Source organism: Dactylosporangium salmoneum, assembly GCF_039532525.1.
GTDB classification, from domain to species: domain Bacteria; phylum Actinomycetota; class Actinomycetes; order Mycobacteriales; family Micromonosporaceae; genus Dactylosporangium; species Dactylosporangium salmoneum.
This window is the reverse complement of record NZ_BAAARV010000059.1, coordinates 1-14,276: the sequence shown is the minus strand read 5'-3', so window position 1 is coordinate 14,276 and position 14,276 is coordinate 1. Positions and strand designations below refer to the sequence as shown.

The window sequence follows — 14,276 nt, the reverse complement described above, 5'->3', positions numbered from 1 at the left end:
GTAAGGGGGGTCATCCAGCTCGGCCGACCTCGGCGAGGTCGCCCATGTCGACCCCGGCCTGCCCCAGCAGCTCGGCGACCCGCCCGATCGTCAGGAAGTCGACGATGTTGTCGTGGTGGATGAGGCGGTACCACCGGGAGCCGCTCGCGTGCCGGACCACCTCGACCCGCCAGTCCCCGCCGGCCGTCTGCATCGCCCCGATGACCTTCACGCAGCGAGGCTACGTCGCCCCCTGACCTGCAGAAAGGCTAGATCCACAACTACAGCGGTGTAGTTCCCGCGGGTGTGCGTCCCAGACGGCCACCGGCCAGCCGCTAAATCGATCGACGTTGCGGGCCCTTCGTGTGATCCTGCCGGATGAGCCAACGGGTGCGGTCTACGAGGGGACGATCCGCATGAGCGGGGATGCGGTGGCCAGGCCTCTGGGCGGGCTGCTGCGGACGCGCAACTTCGCCCTGCTGTGGATCGGGCAGTCCACCAGCGCGGCCGGCTCCGCGATCACGACGGTGGCACTCCCGCTGGTGGCCATCTCGCCCCTGCACGCAGGTCCGGCCATGGTTGCCCTCCTGACGGCCGCCACCTGGTTGCCATGGCTGCTGATCGGGCTGCCAGCCGGTGTCTGGGTCGACCGATGGCCGCGCCGGCGCACACTGCTGATCGCCGACATCGTCTCGGCGGCGGTGCTCGTCGTCATCCCGATCGCGGCCTGGACCGAGGTCCTGACCATGACCATGCTGGTGGTGGCCGCGCTGCTCGCCGGGACCGCCGGAGTCTTCGCCAACGTGGCGTTCAACGCATTCCTGCCCCATCTCGTCGGCGCGGAAGACCTCATGGAAGGCAACGCCAGGCTGCAGACCAGCGCATCGGTCGCCCTGGTCGTCGGACCGGGCCTCGGCGGGCTGCTGGCCCAGGCGGCCGGCGCGGTCAGCGGCATCCTCATCGACGCCGTCACCTTCCTGGTGTCCGCCGCCTGCCTGCTCGGCCTGCGCTCCGAGCCGGAGCCGCGCCCTTCCCCGGGTGACCGCCCGGGCATGCTGCGCCAGATCGCCGAGGGCATCGGTTTCATCATGCGCGGACGCCTGCTGCAGGCCATGTTGGTGGTGGCGTCGGTGACCAACTTCGCGATGCTGGGCATCACGGCGCTGCGGGTCGTCTTCCTGGTGCGCACCGAAGGCGCCGCGCCCGGGACCGCGGGCTCCGTGATCGGCGTGGGCAGCCTGGGCGCCATCCTCGGCGCCGCACTCGCCTCGCGTGCGTCCCGGCGCTTCGGCAGCGCCCGCACGTATCTGGTGGCGAGCGTCGCGGCCGCCCCGTTCGTGCTGTTGCTGCCGCTCGGTGGCCACGGCTGGCGCCTGACCCTGTTCGCGGCGGGCTCCTTCGTCGCGCTGGCCGGAGCCACGATGGCGAACGTGATGACCATGACGTTCCGCGGCGCCTTCGTTCCCGCGCACCTGCTCGGCCGGGTCACCGCGGCATCGCGGATCTTCGTGTTCGGCACCATCCCGTTCGGTGCGGCGACCGCCGGCCTCCTGGCCTCGGCGCTCGGGGTCCGGCCGGCCATGTGGGCCCTCGCCGTCCTCTACGCGACGGCCCCCCTGCTCCTGCTCGCCACCGAGGCCCGCACGCTGCGGGCCTTCCCGGCCCGGGGCACTCCGGCCGCCCAGCAGCCGAGCGGCCCGCTCCCTGGCGAAGGGAGCGGCCCGTCACCGGGTATGCGGCCGGTCAGTACTTGATGGTGACCGTCGCCGTGCCGAGCACCACCGGAAGCTTCGACATGTCGACCTTGAGGATTTCGCCGTCGTCCACCACGCCGCTGGCGTCCAGCGTCTTCTGGTGCACGAGGAACTTGCCCGTCGTCGGCGACTTCACCGGCGCGCACGCCGTCGTGTCGGACAGGCCCGAGGCCTCGCACGCCGCCTCGTCCTGGCCGAGCAGGTGGTCCATGCCGAAGTCGCTGTCGTTGGCGAGGTACAGCGTCCTGCCGCCGTCCGAGGTCGCGACGCCCTCCAGTTTGTCGTGGCCGAAGAACGTGCCCGACGGGTCGAGCTGGTTCAGCACGGTGCCGACCTCGAGGTACGGCGTCTTGCTCACCGGCGTGATGCCGGCCTGCGACAGCAGCAGCTCGGCCTTCGCGGTGGCCGCGTCGCCGACGTACGCGTCGATCGACTTCGGCCCGGAGGCGGTCGAGACCGTGTAGCCCAGCGGGTTCACGCCGTCGCCCTTGATGTCGGTGGCCCCGGTCAGGTCGATCTCGTAGAGGTTCTTGAACGTCGCCGTGCCGGGCCCGTTCTGGACTCCGTCACGCTCGTCGACGAGGAACTTCGTGCTGGACAGGGCGGTGATCTCGCTGACGGCGCCGGCGGTCGTGGCGGGGTTGGTGAGCAGGTAGAGGTACTCGTGCATCGCCTTGGTCTTGAGGTCGATGGTCACGATCCGCACCGGCGCGACGTTGGCCGGCTTGACGGTCTTGCCCTTCGCGTCGATGCCGTAGTCGGACACCGTGAGCGCCGACTGCATGATGCCGACGAGCGTCCGGCCGTCGGGCGTGACGGTGAGACCCTCCATGCCCTTGTTCTTGGTACGCAGCTTCAGCTCGATCGGCAGCGGGTGCGCGGTGTCGACGTTGTGGCCGGCGCTGGCGCCCCACGGCGAGAGGCGCTCGATCTCCGTGCCGTTCTTGTCGAAGTGCGTGATGAAGGGGCCGTACTCGTCGGAGACCCAGAAGGTGCCGTCCGGCAGGGCGACCAGGCCCTCGGAGTCGTAGCCGTTGCCCGGGTCGAGCGTCACGGGCGGGTTGGTGCCGGGAATCGTGTAGGGCTGGGTCGGGTCGATCTGGTTGCCGTAGATGTCCTCGGTCTTCTCGGCGCTCGCGGCGGTCTTGGTGACCGGGTTCGGCAGGCCGTTGTACGCCGTGCCGTCGGGCGTCTTGAACAGGATCGTCCGCTGCAGCACCGCCTTGCCGCCGACCAGCTGGAACAGGCCGATCCGCGGGTTGAAGGCCGGGTCGAGGAACACCTTCTCGCCCAGCGGGCCGATGTCGTCGGCGTTCGGGCCGCGGTCGGTGACGCCGTAGAACCACCCCGGCCGGCCCGGCGCCGCCACCATGGACGAGCCGTAGCCGCCGCCGGAGATCAGCGCGGTCGTGCCGTTCGGGCCCTCGAGCGAACCGAGCGGCGGGACCTTGTCGGCGCCCGGCGCGGCGTTCTTGTAGAGCGTGACGGCGTCGGTCGCGGTGTAGGTGAACTTCACCGTGCCGTGGCTGCCCTTGACGGCCGGCGTGAAGCTGTAGGAGCCGTCGGCGTTGACCGTCAGGCTGCCCGCGGCCGGGTTGTCGAGGCCGCTGCTGCGCACGACCGCGGTCGCGCCGAAGTCGTTCGCCAGGAGGTTGCCCGTCACCGTCCCGTCGCCGTGCGGGCCGGCCACGCCGTAGTCGGCCTTCACCGCGAACGGGTGCGGCTGGGCGGCCCACCATCCGAACGGGTCGGCCCAGGCCGTGCCGACCGAGGCCACGACGATGACGGCCGCTGTGCCGCCGATGACTGCCGCCCGCTTGCGAGCGGAAACGTTGAGGCGCATTCCGGCAACCAATCCGCAGCAGGCGAACGGGTGCTGACCGGGACGTGTCGCGCTGCGGTCGGGCGGCGTAACTACACTCGGCGGCAAATCCTGAGGGGGTGGACTGGGTGCGGCCGCTGCATCCTTCCGCGGTGCCGGCGTGGATGATCGAGCGGGCGACGCAACGGCGGCTCGCGGGCGACTGGCGCGGGGCGTGCGAGGCGGCGGCCGTCGACGTCGACGTGGACCTGCGCGCGATCAGGCGCGTGCACGGCGCCGACGTCGCCGACGAGGTCGAGGGCGACCTGCGCCACCTCGTGCCCGACCTGCTGCGCTGGCACCTGCCCCGGGGCCGCCCCGGCGGGCTGCTGCGCGGCGGCGCGTGGTTCCCGCTCGCCCTCTTCCCCGACGGGCACGCGCTCGCCGCCCGCCCGCCCGTCTGGCACGACCGCCCGCAGCGCATCAGCGTGCGGTTCCACCGCATCGCCGCCGACGAGCGGGGCGGCGCGCGGGACGACACGCTGATGCTGCTGCGCGACCGATGGGACGCCAGGTGTACCGCCGAGCTGCTGGCCCGGTCCGGCGGCGTCACCCGGCTGCCGTTCTTCGCCCCCGACGGGCAGCGCCTCCCCGACGACGAGGTGGCCGGCGACGGGCCGGAGGGGCAGGTCGAGCTCGCCCTCGAGGTGGGCGGGCAGGGCCGGCACGCCGACGCCTGGGCCGCGGCGGGCTTCGACCTCGAGGTGCTGCTCTTCCGGCCGGAGTGGGGCCCCGACCGGATCGACCCGGCCGCGTTCGACCGGGCGCGCACCGACGCCCGCGACACCGTGGTCAACCGGTCCCTGGCCGGGCTGCGGCCGGTCCACACGTGGCTCGTCGAGGCGGCGCACCGGACCCTGGCCCGCGTCCCGGCGCTGCGGCTGGTCGAGCCGTGGCCGAGCGAGCCGCCGCGGGTGCTGCCGTGGCCGACCGAGGTCGACGAGCGCGCCGGGCTCGTGCGGATCGACCTGCGGGGCCGCTGCCTGGTCCTCGACCGGCTCGACTCCCCGCGCCCGCGGGCCCGGCTGGTGTCGCGGCTGCCGCGCGGCGAGACCGACGAGGACCGGGAGCGCGCCGAGGTCGCCGCGTTCGGCCTGGAGCTGGCCCGCATGCCGCGGATGCCGTTCGTCCTGGCCCGGCGCCCCGCGGAGCTGACCGCCCTGCTGCGCGGGGACCTGCGCCCCGACGACCTGCACCCGCTCGTGCGCGCCGCGCTCTTCCCCGAGCGGCCGCCCCGGCCGCCGGCGGTGACCGGCCCGCTGCGCGACACCGTCCGCGTCCGCTGCGACAACGCCACCCACGAGGTGGTGATTCACGACGGTACGTTCACCCTCCCGCACCCGCAGGCCGAGATCGACCGGGAGCGAATGGTCGAGGCGCTCGGCGGCGGCGTGCAGGGCTGCGTCGCCGCCCGGGACGGCTGGCGCGACCACACCGTGCGGATGCCCCGCCCGATGCGCCGCCTGCGCGACGAACTGCTGACCCGCGTGTGGCACGGCGACGGCCCGGGCGTGGCCGCGGCCCTCGACGGCGGCATCGACCCGCACGTGCGCGACGAGCGCGGCCGGACCCTGCTGCACCTGCTGCCGTGGCTGTCCGGCGCGGACCTGCTCCCCCGGCTGCTGGCCGCCGGCCTGCGGGTCGACGCGCGGGACGTGGACGGCGAGACCCCGCTGCACTCCGCCGTCGCGCACGGCTCGCCGGACCTGGTCCGCGCCCTGCTCGCCGCCCGAGCCGACCCCAAGGCCATGTCGACCGGCCGGCACGGACGCGTCGCCGCCTGGACGGAGCGCCCGGACCTGGGCTTCCTACGTCAGTTGCGGCGCTGACGTAGACTCACCGCGGCTGGGCCGTAGCGCAGAGGTTGTCGCATCGTCCTGCACCGACGGAGGACGCCGGTTCGAATCCGGCCGGCCCCGCCCCCGGCCACGAATCAGGCGGCATCGGGAGACACCCAGCCGGGATGGGCCGCGACGAACGCGGCCAGGTTGTCGTCGCGTAAGTCGGAGAACAGTTCCAGGCTGGTGTCGCTGAGAATCTCCGTGTCCTTGCCGTCGATCACCTCGGAGTTGAAGGTGCCGCCGTTGGTCTTCAGCATGGTCACGGAGCCCGAGCGGATGTTGCGCAGCGCGAAGATCCAGTCGGGGATGGAGATCCCGCCGCTGTCGAACGTCATGGCCTGACCGGCGGCCCGCAGCACACGGTCCAGGCTGACGGGGTTGGTGAGGACACCGCTGCTGGTGGCCTGCTTCAGCACCGCCTTGAGGAACTGCTGCTGGTGCCGCTGCCGGCCGTAGTCCCCGTCCGGGATCAGCTCGCGCTGCCGCACGTAGTCCAGGGCCTGCCAGTCGGAGAGATGCTGGCAGCCGGGCTGGTAAACCTGCGGGGTGACCCCGGGGACGGGAACCGGCCCGTCCTCGGTGAGCTCGTACGGCATCCGGTACTGGCCGCGGGCGTCGTGTCCGACGTGGACGGAGACGGTCCGCTCGTCCACGCACATGTCCACCCCGCCCAGGGCCGCCACCAACGACTTGAACCCGGAGAAGTCGACGATCGCGCCGCCGTTGAACGAGATCCCGGTCAGCTGTTTGATCGTCAGGGCGAGCAGTTCGAACCCGCCCGCGCGGCCGACGCCGTCGCCGTAGCCGTCGGCGAACGCCGCGTTGATCTTGTCGCTGCCGCCGCCGAAGCCGCTCTTCGAGTACGCCGGGATCGGCACGTACGAGTCCCTGGGTATGGACACCAGATAGGCGGCGTTGTGGTTCGCCGGGATGTGCACGATCAGGATCGAGTCCGCGTTGTGGTCGGCGTCCGGGCTGCTGCTCCGTTCGTCGATCCCGACCAGCAGAAGGTTGATCGGCCCGTCGATGCTGACGTGCGTGGCCGCCGCGTCGCCGAGCAGCCGCTGCTGGCCGATCGCGTCGGTGTACCGGTGCAGCAGCGCCTGGGAACCGGCGATGCCGGCGGCGCTGACCAGGATGAGCAGCACCCCGAGGACGATCAGCGGCCGGGCCCACCGCGGACGCCGCCGGACCTTGACCTCGTCGGCGGGCGGTCCTTGCTGTGGAACCTTGGCCCGCGCCATCACCCGGCCCCGGGGCCGGCCGGGAAGACCTCCCGCGCCCGTGCGGGGTCGGCCGTCACCGGCGCCGGCGTCGGGAAATGGATCGCCCATAACGTGTAACCGTCCTCGAACCTGGTGCGCCGGCAGACCTCGCAAGCATAAGAGGACCGCACGGGACCGGGCCGCGCGTCCGCAGGTGATTACGCAGGTGGCGGGGGCTGTGGCACAGGTCGGCGACGTCGTCGCGGCCGCGCGCCCACATCACACGGCGAGTCACCTCAGCCCGGCCGCCGGCCGCGTTTATCGGCAACGGCATGGGTACAGGCGCGCTCAGCATCCCGCAGTTGAGGCTGGCGTTCGTTGCCTCGAGCCGGCCGTCGTGGTCGGCCGCGTGCCGGCGGGGCGAGAGGAGAGGAAGAGCGTTGGTCGACGCGGGAAAACGCAGCGTCATGGGGGTGCTGGTCGACGTCATCGACTACGACGCGGCGATCACGAAGGTCATCGCGGCCGCCCAGCAGCAGCGGCCGTTCATCCTGACCGCGCTGGCCGTGCACGGCGTCATGACCGGCGTGTCCGATCGGCGGCACAACGCCCGGCTCAACGCCTTCGACGTCGTCGCCCCGGACGGTCAGCCGGTGCGGTGGGCGCTGAACCTCTTACACCAGGCCGGGCTGCGCGAGTGGGTGAGCGGGCCGGAACTGACCCTCCGGGTCCTGGGGCGCGCCGCCACCGAGGAGCTGCCGGTGTACCTGTACGGGTCCACGCAGCGCACCGTCGCGAGGCTGGAGGCAGCGCTGGCCCGGACGGTCCCGACGCTGCGGATCGCCGGCGCCGAGCCGTCGCGGTTCCGCGACGCCGAGCCGGGCGAGTACGCCCGCATCGCCCAGCGCATCAACGCGTCGGGAGCCCGCCTGGTGCTGGTCGGCCTCGGCTGCCCGCGGCAGGAGTCGTTCGTCCACGCGATGCGGCCGCTGCTCGCCATGCCGCTGCTGGCGGTCGGGGCCGCCTTCGACTATCACGCCGGGCTGCTGAGCTACGCACCGCGCTGGATGCAGCGCAACGGACTGGCCTGGACGTGGCGGCTGCTGCTCGAGCCGCGCCGGCTGTGGCGGCGCTACCTGGTCCTCGGACCCCGGTACCTGGTACGGCTGTCGGCGCAGAAGACGGGGCTGTGGGAACCGTTCGTGCCCGCACCGTCGCACCGGCCGGTCGAACCGGCACCGGTCTGACCGCGCCCGCCTGTTCATCAATCGACCGAGGCGGAGGACTCATGTGCGGAATCGCCGGAATCGTAGTGGCCGACGGCGGGCCTGCTGTTGACGAGGATCGGCTGCGCGCCATGTGCGGCAGCCTCGCCCACCGGGGCCCGGACGAGGACGGCTACTTCCTCAGCCCGACCGGCGGCCTGGCGGTGCGGCGGCTGGCCGTCATCGACGTGCTGCACGGCCGGCAGCCGGTGCGCTCCGAGGACGGCACCGTGCACGCGGTGCTCAACGGCGAGATCTACAACCATGCACGGCTGCGGCAGTACCTCGCCGCGCGCGGGCACACGTTCCGCTCCGGCAGCGACGCCGAGGTGATCCCGCACCTGTACGAGGAGTTCGGCACCGACTTCCCGCAGCACCTGGAGGGCATGTTCGCCATCGCCCTGTACGACAGCGCCAACCACCGGCTGGTCCTGTGCCGCGACCGGGTCGGGGTGAAGCCGCTGCACTACGCGGAGCGCCCCGACGGCCTCGTGTTCGGCTCGGAGATCAAGGCGGTGCTGTGCGCGATCCCCGACCGGACGCCGGACCTGGAGGCATTCAGCGCGTACCTGTCGCTGATGTACGTGCCCGCGCCGCGCACGATGTACCGGGAGATTCGCAAGCTGGAACCGGGCACGACGCTGGTCTGGCAGGACAACCGCTGCACGCTGCAGCGCTACTGGGCCCTCGCCGACGTGCCGCAGCGGCCCCACCTCAGCGCCCTGCGCGCGTGTGCCATCCTGCGCGACCTCGTGGTGGACTGCGTCCGCCAGCAGCTGGAGGCCGACGTGCCCGTGGGCTTCTTCCTCAGCGGCGGCATGGACTCCGGCACCGTCGTCGCGGCCGCCCGGCGGGCGTTGCCCGGCGCCTCCCTGAAGACCTTCTCGGTGGGCTTCGCGGACCGGTCGTACGACGAACGCGCCGAGGCCGCCGTCGCCGCGGAGCGGTTCGGCACGGACCACACCGAGCTGATGGTCGAGCCGACGGCGCACGACCTCGTGGACGGCATCCTGCCCGCCTTCGACGAGCCGTTCGCGGACCCGTCGATGGTGCCCACCTACTACCTGTGCCAGCTCGCCCGCCGGGACGTGACAGTGGCGTTGAGCGGCGACGGAGGGGACGAGCTCTTCGCCGGCTACCTCACGTACCAGGCCGACAAGTACGCCCGCTACTACCGATACCTGCCGCGGGCGGTGACGGCCCGGATGGTGCCGGGCCTGCTGCGCTTCCTCCCGCGCTCCAGCGCCAGGGCGAGCTTCGACTTCAAGGCCCGCCGCTTCGTCGAGAACGCCCTGGAGGAGCCCGGCCGCAGCCACTACCTGTGGCGGGTCGTGTTCCGGGAGGCGCACAAGGCGCAGCTGTTGCAGCCGGACGTGTACGCCGAGCTGTGCGACGCGTACGACACGCACCAGGGGCACTACGAAGCCGGCGCCCCCTTCGACCGGATGACCCGGTTCCAGTACACCGACACCCACGTCTACCTGCCCGACGACGTGCTGACGAAGGTCGACCGGGTGAGCATGGCGCACTCGCTGGAGGTACGGGTCCCGCTGCTGGCCACGCCGATGCTCGAGTTCGCGTTCTCCTTGCCGGGCCGGCTGAAGTTCCCGGGCCGGCAACCGAAGTGGCTGCTGCGGCAGGCGATGGCCGGCCTGCTGCCGCCGCCGACGCTCGCCATGGGCAAGAAGGGCTTCAACGCCCCGCTGCCGCATTGGCTGCGCGGCGAGTTCCAGCCGCTGGTGCGCGAGTACCTGAGCCGGGACGTCCTTCGGCGGCAGGGTTACCTGCGCTTCGACGCGGTGAACGAGATCGTCGAGCGCCACCTCAGCGGCGCGGCCGAACACGCCCGTGAGATCTGGATCCTGCTGCTGTTCACCATGTGGGCCGAGCAGGAGAAGGCATACCGATGACGACGGCGTCCGCCCGCCCGCCCTGGAGGTACGAACCCCTGTGAGAGTCTGGGTACTGCTCTTCCCCCTGTTACTGGCCTTTCTGCCCGCCGTCGTCCTCACCTCCTCCGTCCCCCCGCGGGTCCGGGCCTGGGCCTGCCGGGTCGCCTTCGTCGTCACCGCGGCGCTGATCGCCGCCCCGTGGGTCTGGCTGCGCCTGGGCCACGAGCTGCCGGCGCGGGTCGCCATGATCCTGATCACCGGATCGTTCGCCGGCGGGATCGTGCTCAGCGGCGCCACGGCCGGGATCGTCGAGGACAACGCGCCGCCGCCGCCCGCCATCCAGCACGCGGTCCTGCGGTACCACACGGGCTGCACCCTGCGCCCGGACCCGAGGGGCAAGCGGGTCCTGGACGTGACCGGCGCTCTCGTCGGCCTCGCGCTCACGTTGCCGCTGTGGCCGATCATCGGGCTGCTCATCTGGTTCGAGGAGCCCGGGCCGATCTTCTTCACCAAGAACTCCGTCGGCCGCGGCGGCCGCACGTTCCGCCAGTTCAAGTTCCGCAGCATGCAGTACGGCGCCGAGCGGCTCACCGGACCGGTCCTGTCGCCCGCCGGCGACCCGCGCACGCTCAGGGTCGGCCGCCGGCTGCGCCGCTGGCACCTCGACGAGCTCCCCGAACTGATCAACGTGCTCAGCGGCTCGATGAGCCTCGTCGGGCCGCGGCCGCTGCGCACGGTGCTCGTCCGCAAGCACCTCGAGCAGGTCCCCGGCTACGCCGAACGGCACACGACGCGGCCCGGCATCGCGTGCATCGCCCAGATCGAGAAGTTCCACATGCCGCCGCAGGAGCGGCTGGTGAAGGACCTCGCCTACATCGAGCGCCAGAGTGTGCGGCTCGACCTGGAGCTGCTCGTCCAAGCCGTGCTGACCACGGTCCGCGGCCAGCGTCACTACGACGAGCCGGTGCTCGCCGCGCCCGCTCCCCCCGCGGCGCCGATCTCCCCCGCGGTGCCGACGAGCCGGACCGACGGGCAGCTGCCGAGGCCGGTCGAGCATGCCAGCCAGGCCCAGGACACCTGAGCGGACGCGCATCCGGCGCGCCCGGGGCCGGCTCGTGGGTGCCGGCCTGCTCGACCAGGTGGTCATCGCCGCCGCCAACTCGGCGAACACCCTCCTCGGCGGCATCCTGCTGCCCAAGGGGCGCTTCGGCGCGCTCGCCCTGGCGCTGGCGGTGGGCTACTTCGCGACGTGCCTCAACCGGGCGATCGTCGGCGACGTGCTGCTCGCGCTGGCCTCGCGCTTCGACGGCGAGCCCCGCGCGCGGCTGGTCCGCGACGGCCTGGCCACCGCGTTGTGCTCCGGCCTGATCACCACCGTCGTCTTCGTGGCCCTGTGGGCGCTCTCCCCCAGCCGCGGCGAGATCGACCTGCACCAGCTCGTCTGGCTGGCGCCGTTCATGGTCCCGATCATGCTGCACGACACCGCCCGCGGCGATTACCTGGCCGCGCGCCGCCCGGACAAGGCCCTCGGCATCGGCCTGGTCTGGGCCGGCACCCAGTCCGTCGCGGTCGTCGTCATGATCCTCACCCACACCGCCGGCGCCGGCGGCCTGCTCACCGCCTGGGGCCTCGGCGCCACCGCCGGCGCCACCGTCTACCTCGTCCGCGAGCGCCGGCTGCCGTGGCGGGGCAGCCCCCGGGCCTGGCTGGCCGAAACCCGGCACCTGTCGGGCTGGTTCACCGTCACCGCCATCGTCGCCCAGGTCCAGGTCCTCGCGATCAGCTTCATCGTCGCCGGTCGGCTGTCCCGGATCGACCTGGCCAACCTGCGCTTCGTGCAGACCGTCGAGCTCCAGCCCGTACAAAATCTGATCACGGCCCTGCAGAACCTGCTGGTCCCCCGCGCGTCGCGCGACGCCGCCGAAGGTGGCCCCGCCCTGCGCCGCCGGACCCGTCAGCTCGTGACCGCCTTCGCCGTCCTCGGCACCCTCCTGGTGCTCACCGTCTGGCCCGTCGTCTCCTTCGTGCTGGTCCACACCCACAAGTTCGCCGAGGCGGCCCCGCTGGCCCTGCCCATCGCGCTGCAGTGCGCGGTCTACCTGCTCCAGGTCCCGTTCACCGCCGCCCTGCGGGGCATGCACCGGGCCCGGCTGCTCTTCGTGCAGTACGTCGCCTTCGCCGTCGTCTCCCTCAGCGGCCTGACGGTCGGGGCCGGGTACGCCGGCCTGCACGGCGCCGCCTGGGGTCTGCTCACCGGCTCGACCGCCAGCCTGATCTGCATGGCCGCCCTCTACGCCTTCGCCCTGCGGTCGGTCCGCCCGCCGGCCCGGGCCGTACCCCGGGACCTCCCCGCCGATGTGCCGCTTGACGCCACCCAGCCGGCGGCCCGATACTCCTAATCGTGTTAGGCGAACCGAAGCGCGATAGGAAATCCGAACGACGTACGGCCACACGGCGGGAGATCATCGACGCCGCGTGGCAGGTCGCGCGGGACAAGGGACTGGCCCAGGTCACGCTGCGGGACGTGGCCGACCTGGTGGGGATGCGGGCCCCGTCGCTGTACACCCACTTCGCGTCGAAGAACGCCATCTACGACGCCATGTTCGGCGACGCCTGGACGCAGTTCCTGGAGTACTCGAAGACGGCCGAGGCGAACGAGCCCCGCCCGAGCCGGGCCGCCATGCGCTTCTACGCCCGCGTGTTCTTCGACTTCGCGGTGGACTTCCCGGCTCGCCACCAGCTGATGAACCAGCGCACGCTCCCCGACTTCACGCCTTCGCCCGAGGCCTACGCGCCGTCCGTCGCCGTCATGCAGGACTTCATCGCCAGGATGGCCCGTCACGGCGTGCGCGAGCAGGCCGACATCGACCTGTTCGTCGCCATCGTCAGCGGGCTGGCCGACGCGCAGATCGCCAACGACCCGGGCGGCACGCGCTGGTCGGCGCTGCTCGATCGGGCCATCGACATGTACGCCACCAACGTCGGCATCACCGACGAGAGGAGCCTGCCATGACCGCACAGGCCGCGCCCCCGCCCCGGCTGCCGCGCATCGAGCGCGCCCTGGCGATGCGCCTCGCCGAGGCCGAGTACGCCCGCTGCGCCGACCTGCTGGCCGGGCTGGAGCCCCAGCAGTGGTCGGCCCCGACCGCCAACACCGGATGGACCGTCCGCGACACCGCCGGCCACATGCTCGGCATGGTGCAGGTCATGAGCAGCCTGCCGCAGCTGCTCGGCCAGATGTCGACGTCGATGCGGCAAGCCCGGAAGGCCAAGGCGCCCGTCTCCATCGACTTCCTCACCGCCCTGCAGGTGCGGCGCAACGCCGGCCTCACCACGGCCGAGCTCGTCCAGCACTGGCGGGAGCTGACCCCGAAAGCCGTACGCGGCCGCCGTCGCCTGCCGGGCCTCCTGCTGCGGCGCACCCTTCCCGAGGCCCAACTCGTCGGCGGGCGCCTGGAGCGCTGGACGTTCGGCTACCTGACGGACATCATCCTGACCCGCGACTGCTTCATGCACCGGCTCGACATCTGCGCCGCCATCGGCCTGGACCCGCAGCCCGCCGCGGAGCACGACGGCCTCCTCATCGACGACATCGTGCACGAATGGGCCGGCCGCCACGGCCACCCCTACACCCTGGAACTCACCGGCCCGGCCGGCGGCGCGTGGGGCACCGACGGCGAACGGATCACGCTGGACGCGCTGGACTTCTGCCGCAGACTCTCCGGGCGCGGCGAGGCCACCGGCCTGCTCGCCACGGCGGTACCGTTCTGAGGCCGCACGGCAGCGATAGGGACTGAGGACCAGGCGGCATGAGCGTGCGCCATTTGCCATTATGCGCTGCGGTCCGGGGCGGCGTTTTCGGCTGGGTGCTGGGATAATTGAATGCGTGGGGCAGCTGCAATTGTTCACCAGGTCCGAATTGGCTGCCATGCGCGATCGGACGAGGTCGCGTCGCTATTGTCCGGCGAAGGAGCAGTTCCGCCGGGAACATGAGCGGCATCGCGCCTGGGGATTGGCCAGACGGCACGCCGAGCGGCTGCGCCGCGTGCACGGCGACACGCCGCCACCGGCCGGCGACCAGCAGGACGGCTCGATGGGCGAAGCAGCGCCGGCCTCGCCGCCACCGGTCACACTGCCTGAGCAGGCCGGACATCCCGCGAGCGACAGCATGGCGCCTGATGGCGATCCCGCGCCCCACGAGACGAACCGCACGGCACAGCCCGGCCCTGCCCCGAAGCGTCGTGGCACACCCGTGCCATTTCTGCGCGGGCCCGTCGGTGCGACGATATACGGAACGGCGACCAGCAATATGCGGGCACCGGCGCATTGCAGTCGTCGTTCAACAATGCCACGCCCGCTAGGTCACCATTTTCTCCAGGGTCCCCGAAGGATGGCATCAGACAACTGCTATCCCAATGACGTGATCTCAACGAGATTGCGGTAGGTAACGGTATTCGAAGTGGGTGAGGTGTAGGGCTG

The 14,276-nt window shown here is 72.1% G+C and carries 11 protein-coding genes and 1 tRNA gene; 9 read left to right on the top strand and 3 right to left on the bottom strand.

The window, feature by feature from the left end; all coding sequences use genetic code 11:
* Nucleotides 1–10: 10 nt before the first annotated feature.
* Nucleotides 11–211, bottom strand: a complete 201-nt coding sequence (locus ABD352_RS31090) for a hypothetical protein (RefSeq protein ID WP_344616065.1) — start codon at nt 209–211, stop codon at nt 11–13.
* A 184-nt stretch (nt 212–395) separates the two neighbouring features.
* Between ABD352_RS31090 and ABD352_RS31085 the strand changes: the two genes are divergently transcribed.
* The gene (locus ABD352_RS31085; RefSeq protein WP_344616064.1) at nt 396–1,733 is read left to right on the top strand and encodes an MFS transporter; all 1,338 of its coding nucleotides are present in this window, start codon (nt 396–398) and stop codon (nt 1,731–1,733) included.
* Here ABD352_RS31085 and ABD352_RS31080 read toward each other — a convergent pair.
* Complete coding sequence (locus ABD352_RS31080) at nt 1,723–3,576, bottom strand: esterase-like activity of phytase family protein (protein ID WP_344616063.1); 1,854 nt, start codon at nt 3,574–3,576, stop codon at nt 1,723–1,725. The two genes, ABD352_RS31085 and ABD352_RS31080, sit on opposite strands and share 11 nt — an antisense overlap.
* A 98-nt stretch (nt 3,577–3,674) precedes the next feature.
* On the opposite strand from ABD352_RS31080, the gene ABD352_RS31075 reads away from it, so the two are divergent.
* Both ABD352_RS31075 and ABD352_RS31070 read left to right on the top strand, forming a co-directional pair.
* Nucleotides 3,675–5,423 (top strand): ankyrin repeat domain-containing protein, encoded by a 1,749-nt coding sequence (locus ABD352_RS31075; RefSeq protein WP_344616062.1) that lies wholly within the window; start codon nt 3,675–3,677, stop codon nt 5,421–5,423.
* A gap of 18 nt (nt 5,424–5,441) precedes the next feature.
* Nucleotides 5,442–5,513 (top strand) — tRNA-Cys (locus tag ABD352_RS31070).
* Between the two features lie 14 nt (nt 5,514–5,527).
* On the opposite strand, the gene ABD352_RS31065 is transcribed toward ABD352_RS31070, so the two are convergent.
* Complete coding sequence (locus tag ABD352_RS31065; protein WP_344616061.1) at nt 5,528–6,769, bottom strand: LCP family protein; 1,242 nt, start codon at nt 6,767–6,769, stop codon at nt 5,528–5,530.
* Between the two features lie 338 nt (nt 6,770–7,107).
* On the opposite strand from ABD352_RS31065, the gene ABD352_RS31060 reads away from it, so the two are divergent.
* From ABD352_RS31060 to ABD352_RS31035, 6 genes are read left to right on the top strand one after another with little or no spacing between them, the layout of a single operon-like run.
* A complete protein-coding gene (locus ABD352_RS31060) occupies nt 7,108–7,887 on the top strand; it encodes a WecB/TagA/CpsF family glycosyltransferase (protein ID WP_344616118.1) in 780 nt (259 codons plus the stop codon).
* A 41-nt stretch (nt 7,888–7,928) separates the two neighbouring features.
* Entirely contained in the window at nt 7,929–9,815 is a 1,887-nt protein-coding gene (gene asnB, locus ABD352_RS31055; RefSeq protein ID WP_344616060.1) for an asparagine synthase (glutamine-hydrolyzing), read from the top strand.
* A gap of 40 nt (nt 9,816–9,855) precedes the next feature.
* Complete coding sequence (locus ABD352_RS31050; protein ID WP_344616059.1) at nt 9,856–10,878, top strand: sugar transferase; 1,023 nt, start codon at nt 9,856–9,858, stop codon at nt 10,876–10,878.
* 34 nt (nt 10,879–10,912) lie between these two features.
* Nucleotides 10,913–12,196, top strand: coding sequence for an MATE family efflux transporter (locus ABD352_RS31045; protein WP_344616058.1), 1,284 nt, complete (start codon nt 10,913–10,915; stop codon nt 12,194–12,196).
* A gap of 2 nt (nt 12,197–12,198) precedes the next feature.
* The gene (locus ABD352_RS31040; RefSeq protein WP_344616057.1) at nt 12,199–12,810 is read left to right on the top strand and encodes a TetR/AcrR family transcriptional regulator; all 612 of its coding nucleotides are present in this window, start codon (nt 12,199–12,201) and stop codon (nt 12,808–12,810) included.
* Complete coding sequence (locus tag ABD352_RS31035; RefSeq protein WP_344616056.1) at nt 12,807–13,568, top strand: maleylpyruvate isomerase family mycothiol-dependent enzyme; 762 nt, start codon at nt 12,807–12,809, stop codon at nt 13,566–13,568. Before ABD352_RS31040 ends, ABD352_RS31035 begins: the two co-directional genes overlap by 4 nt.
* Nucleotides 13,569–14,276: the final 708 nt, after the last annotated feature.

Excerpts from the sequence above, each read along its gene's own strand:
- asnB (WP_344616060.1), top strand. The coding sequence starts at position 7,929 with ATGTGCGGAATCGCCGGAATCGTAGTGGCCGACGGCGGGCCTGCTGTT.
- ABD352_RS31035 (WP_344616056.1), top strand. The coding sequence starts at position 12,807 with ATGACCGCACAGGCCGCGCCCCCGCCCCGGCTGCCGCGCATCGAGCGC.
- ABD352_RS31085 (WP_344616064.1), top strand. The coding sequence starts at position 396 with ATGAGCGGGGATGCGGTGGCCAGGCCTCTGGGCGGGCTGCTGCGGACG.
- ABD352_RS31080 (WP_344616063.1), bottom strand. The coding sequence starts at position 3,576 with ATGCGCCTCAACGTTTCCGCTCGCAAGCGGGCGGCAGTCATCGGCGGC.
- ABD352_RS31060 (WP_344616118.1), top strand. The coding sequence starts at position 7,108 with ATGGGGGTGCTGGTCGACGTCATCGACTACGACGCGGCGATCACGAAG.
- ABD352_RS31065 (WP_344616061.1), bottom strand. The coding sequence starts at position 6,769 with ATGGGCGATCCATTTCCCGACGCCGGCGCCGGTGACGGCCGACCCCGC.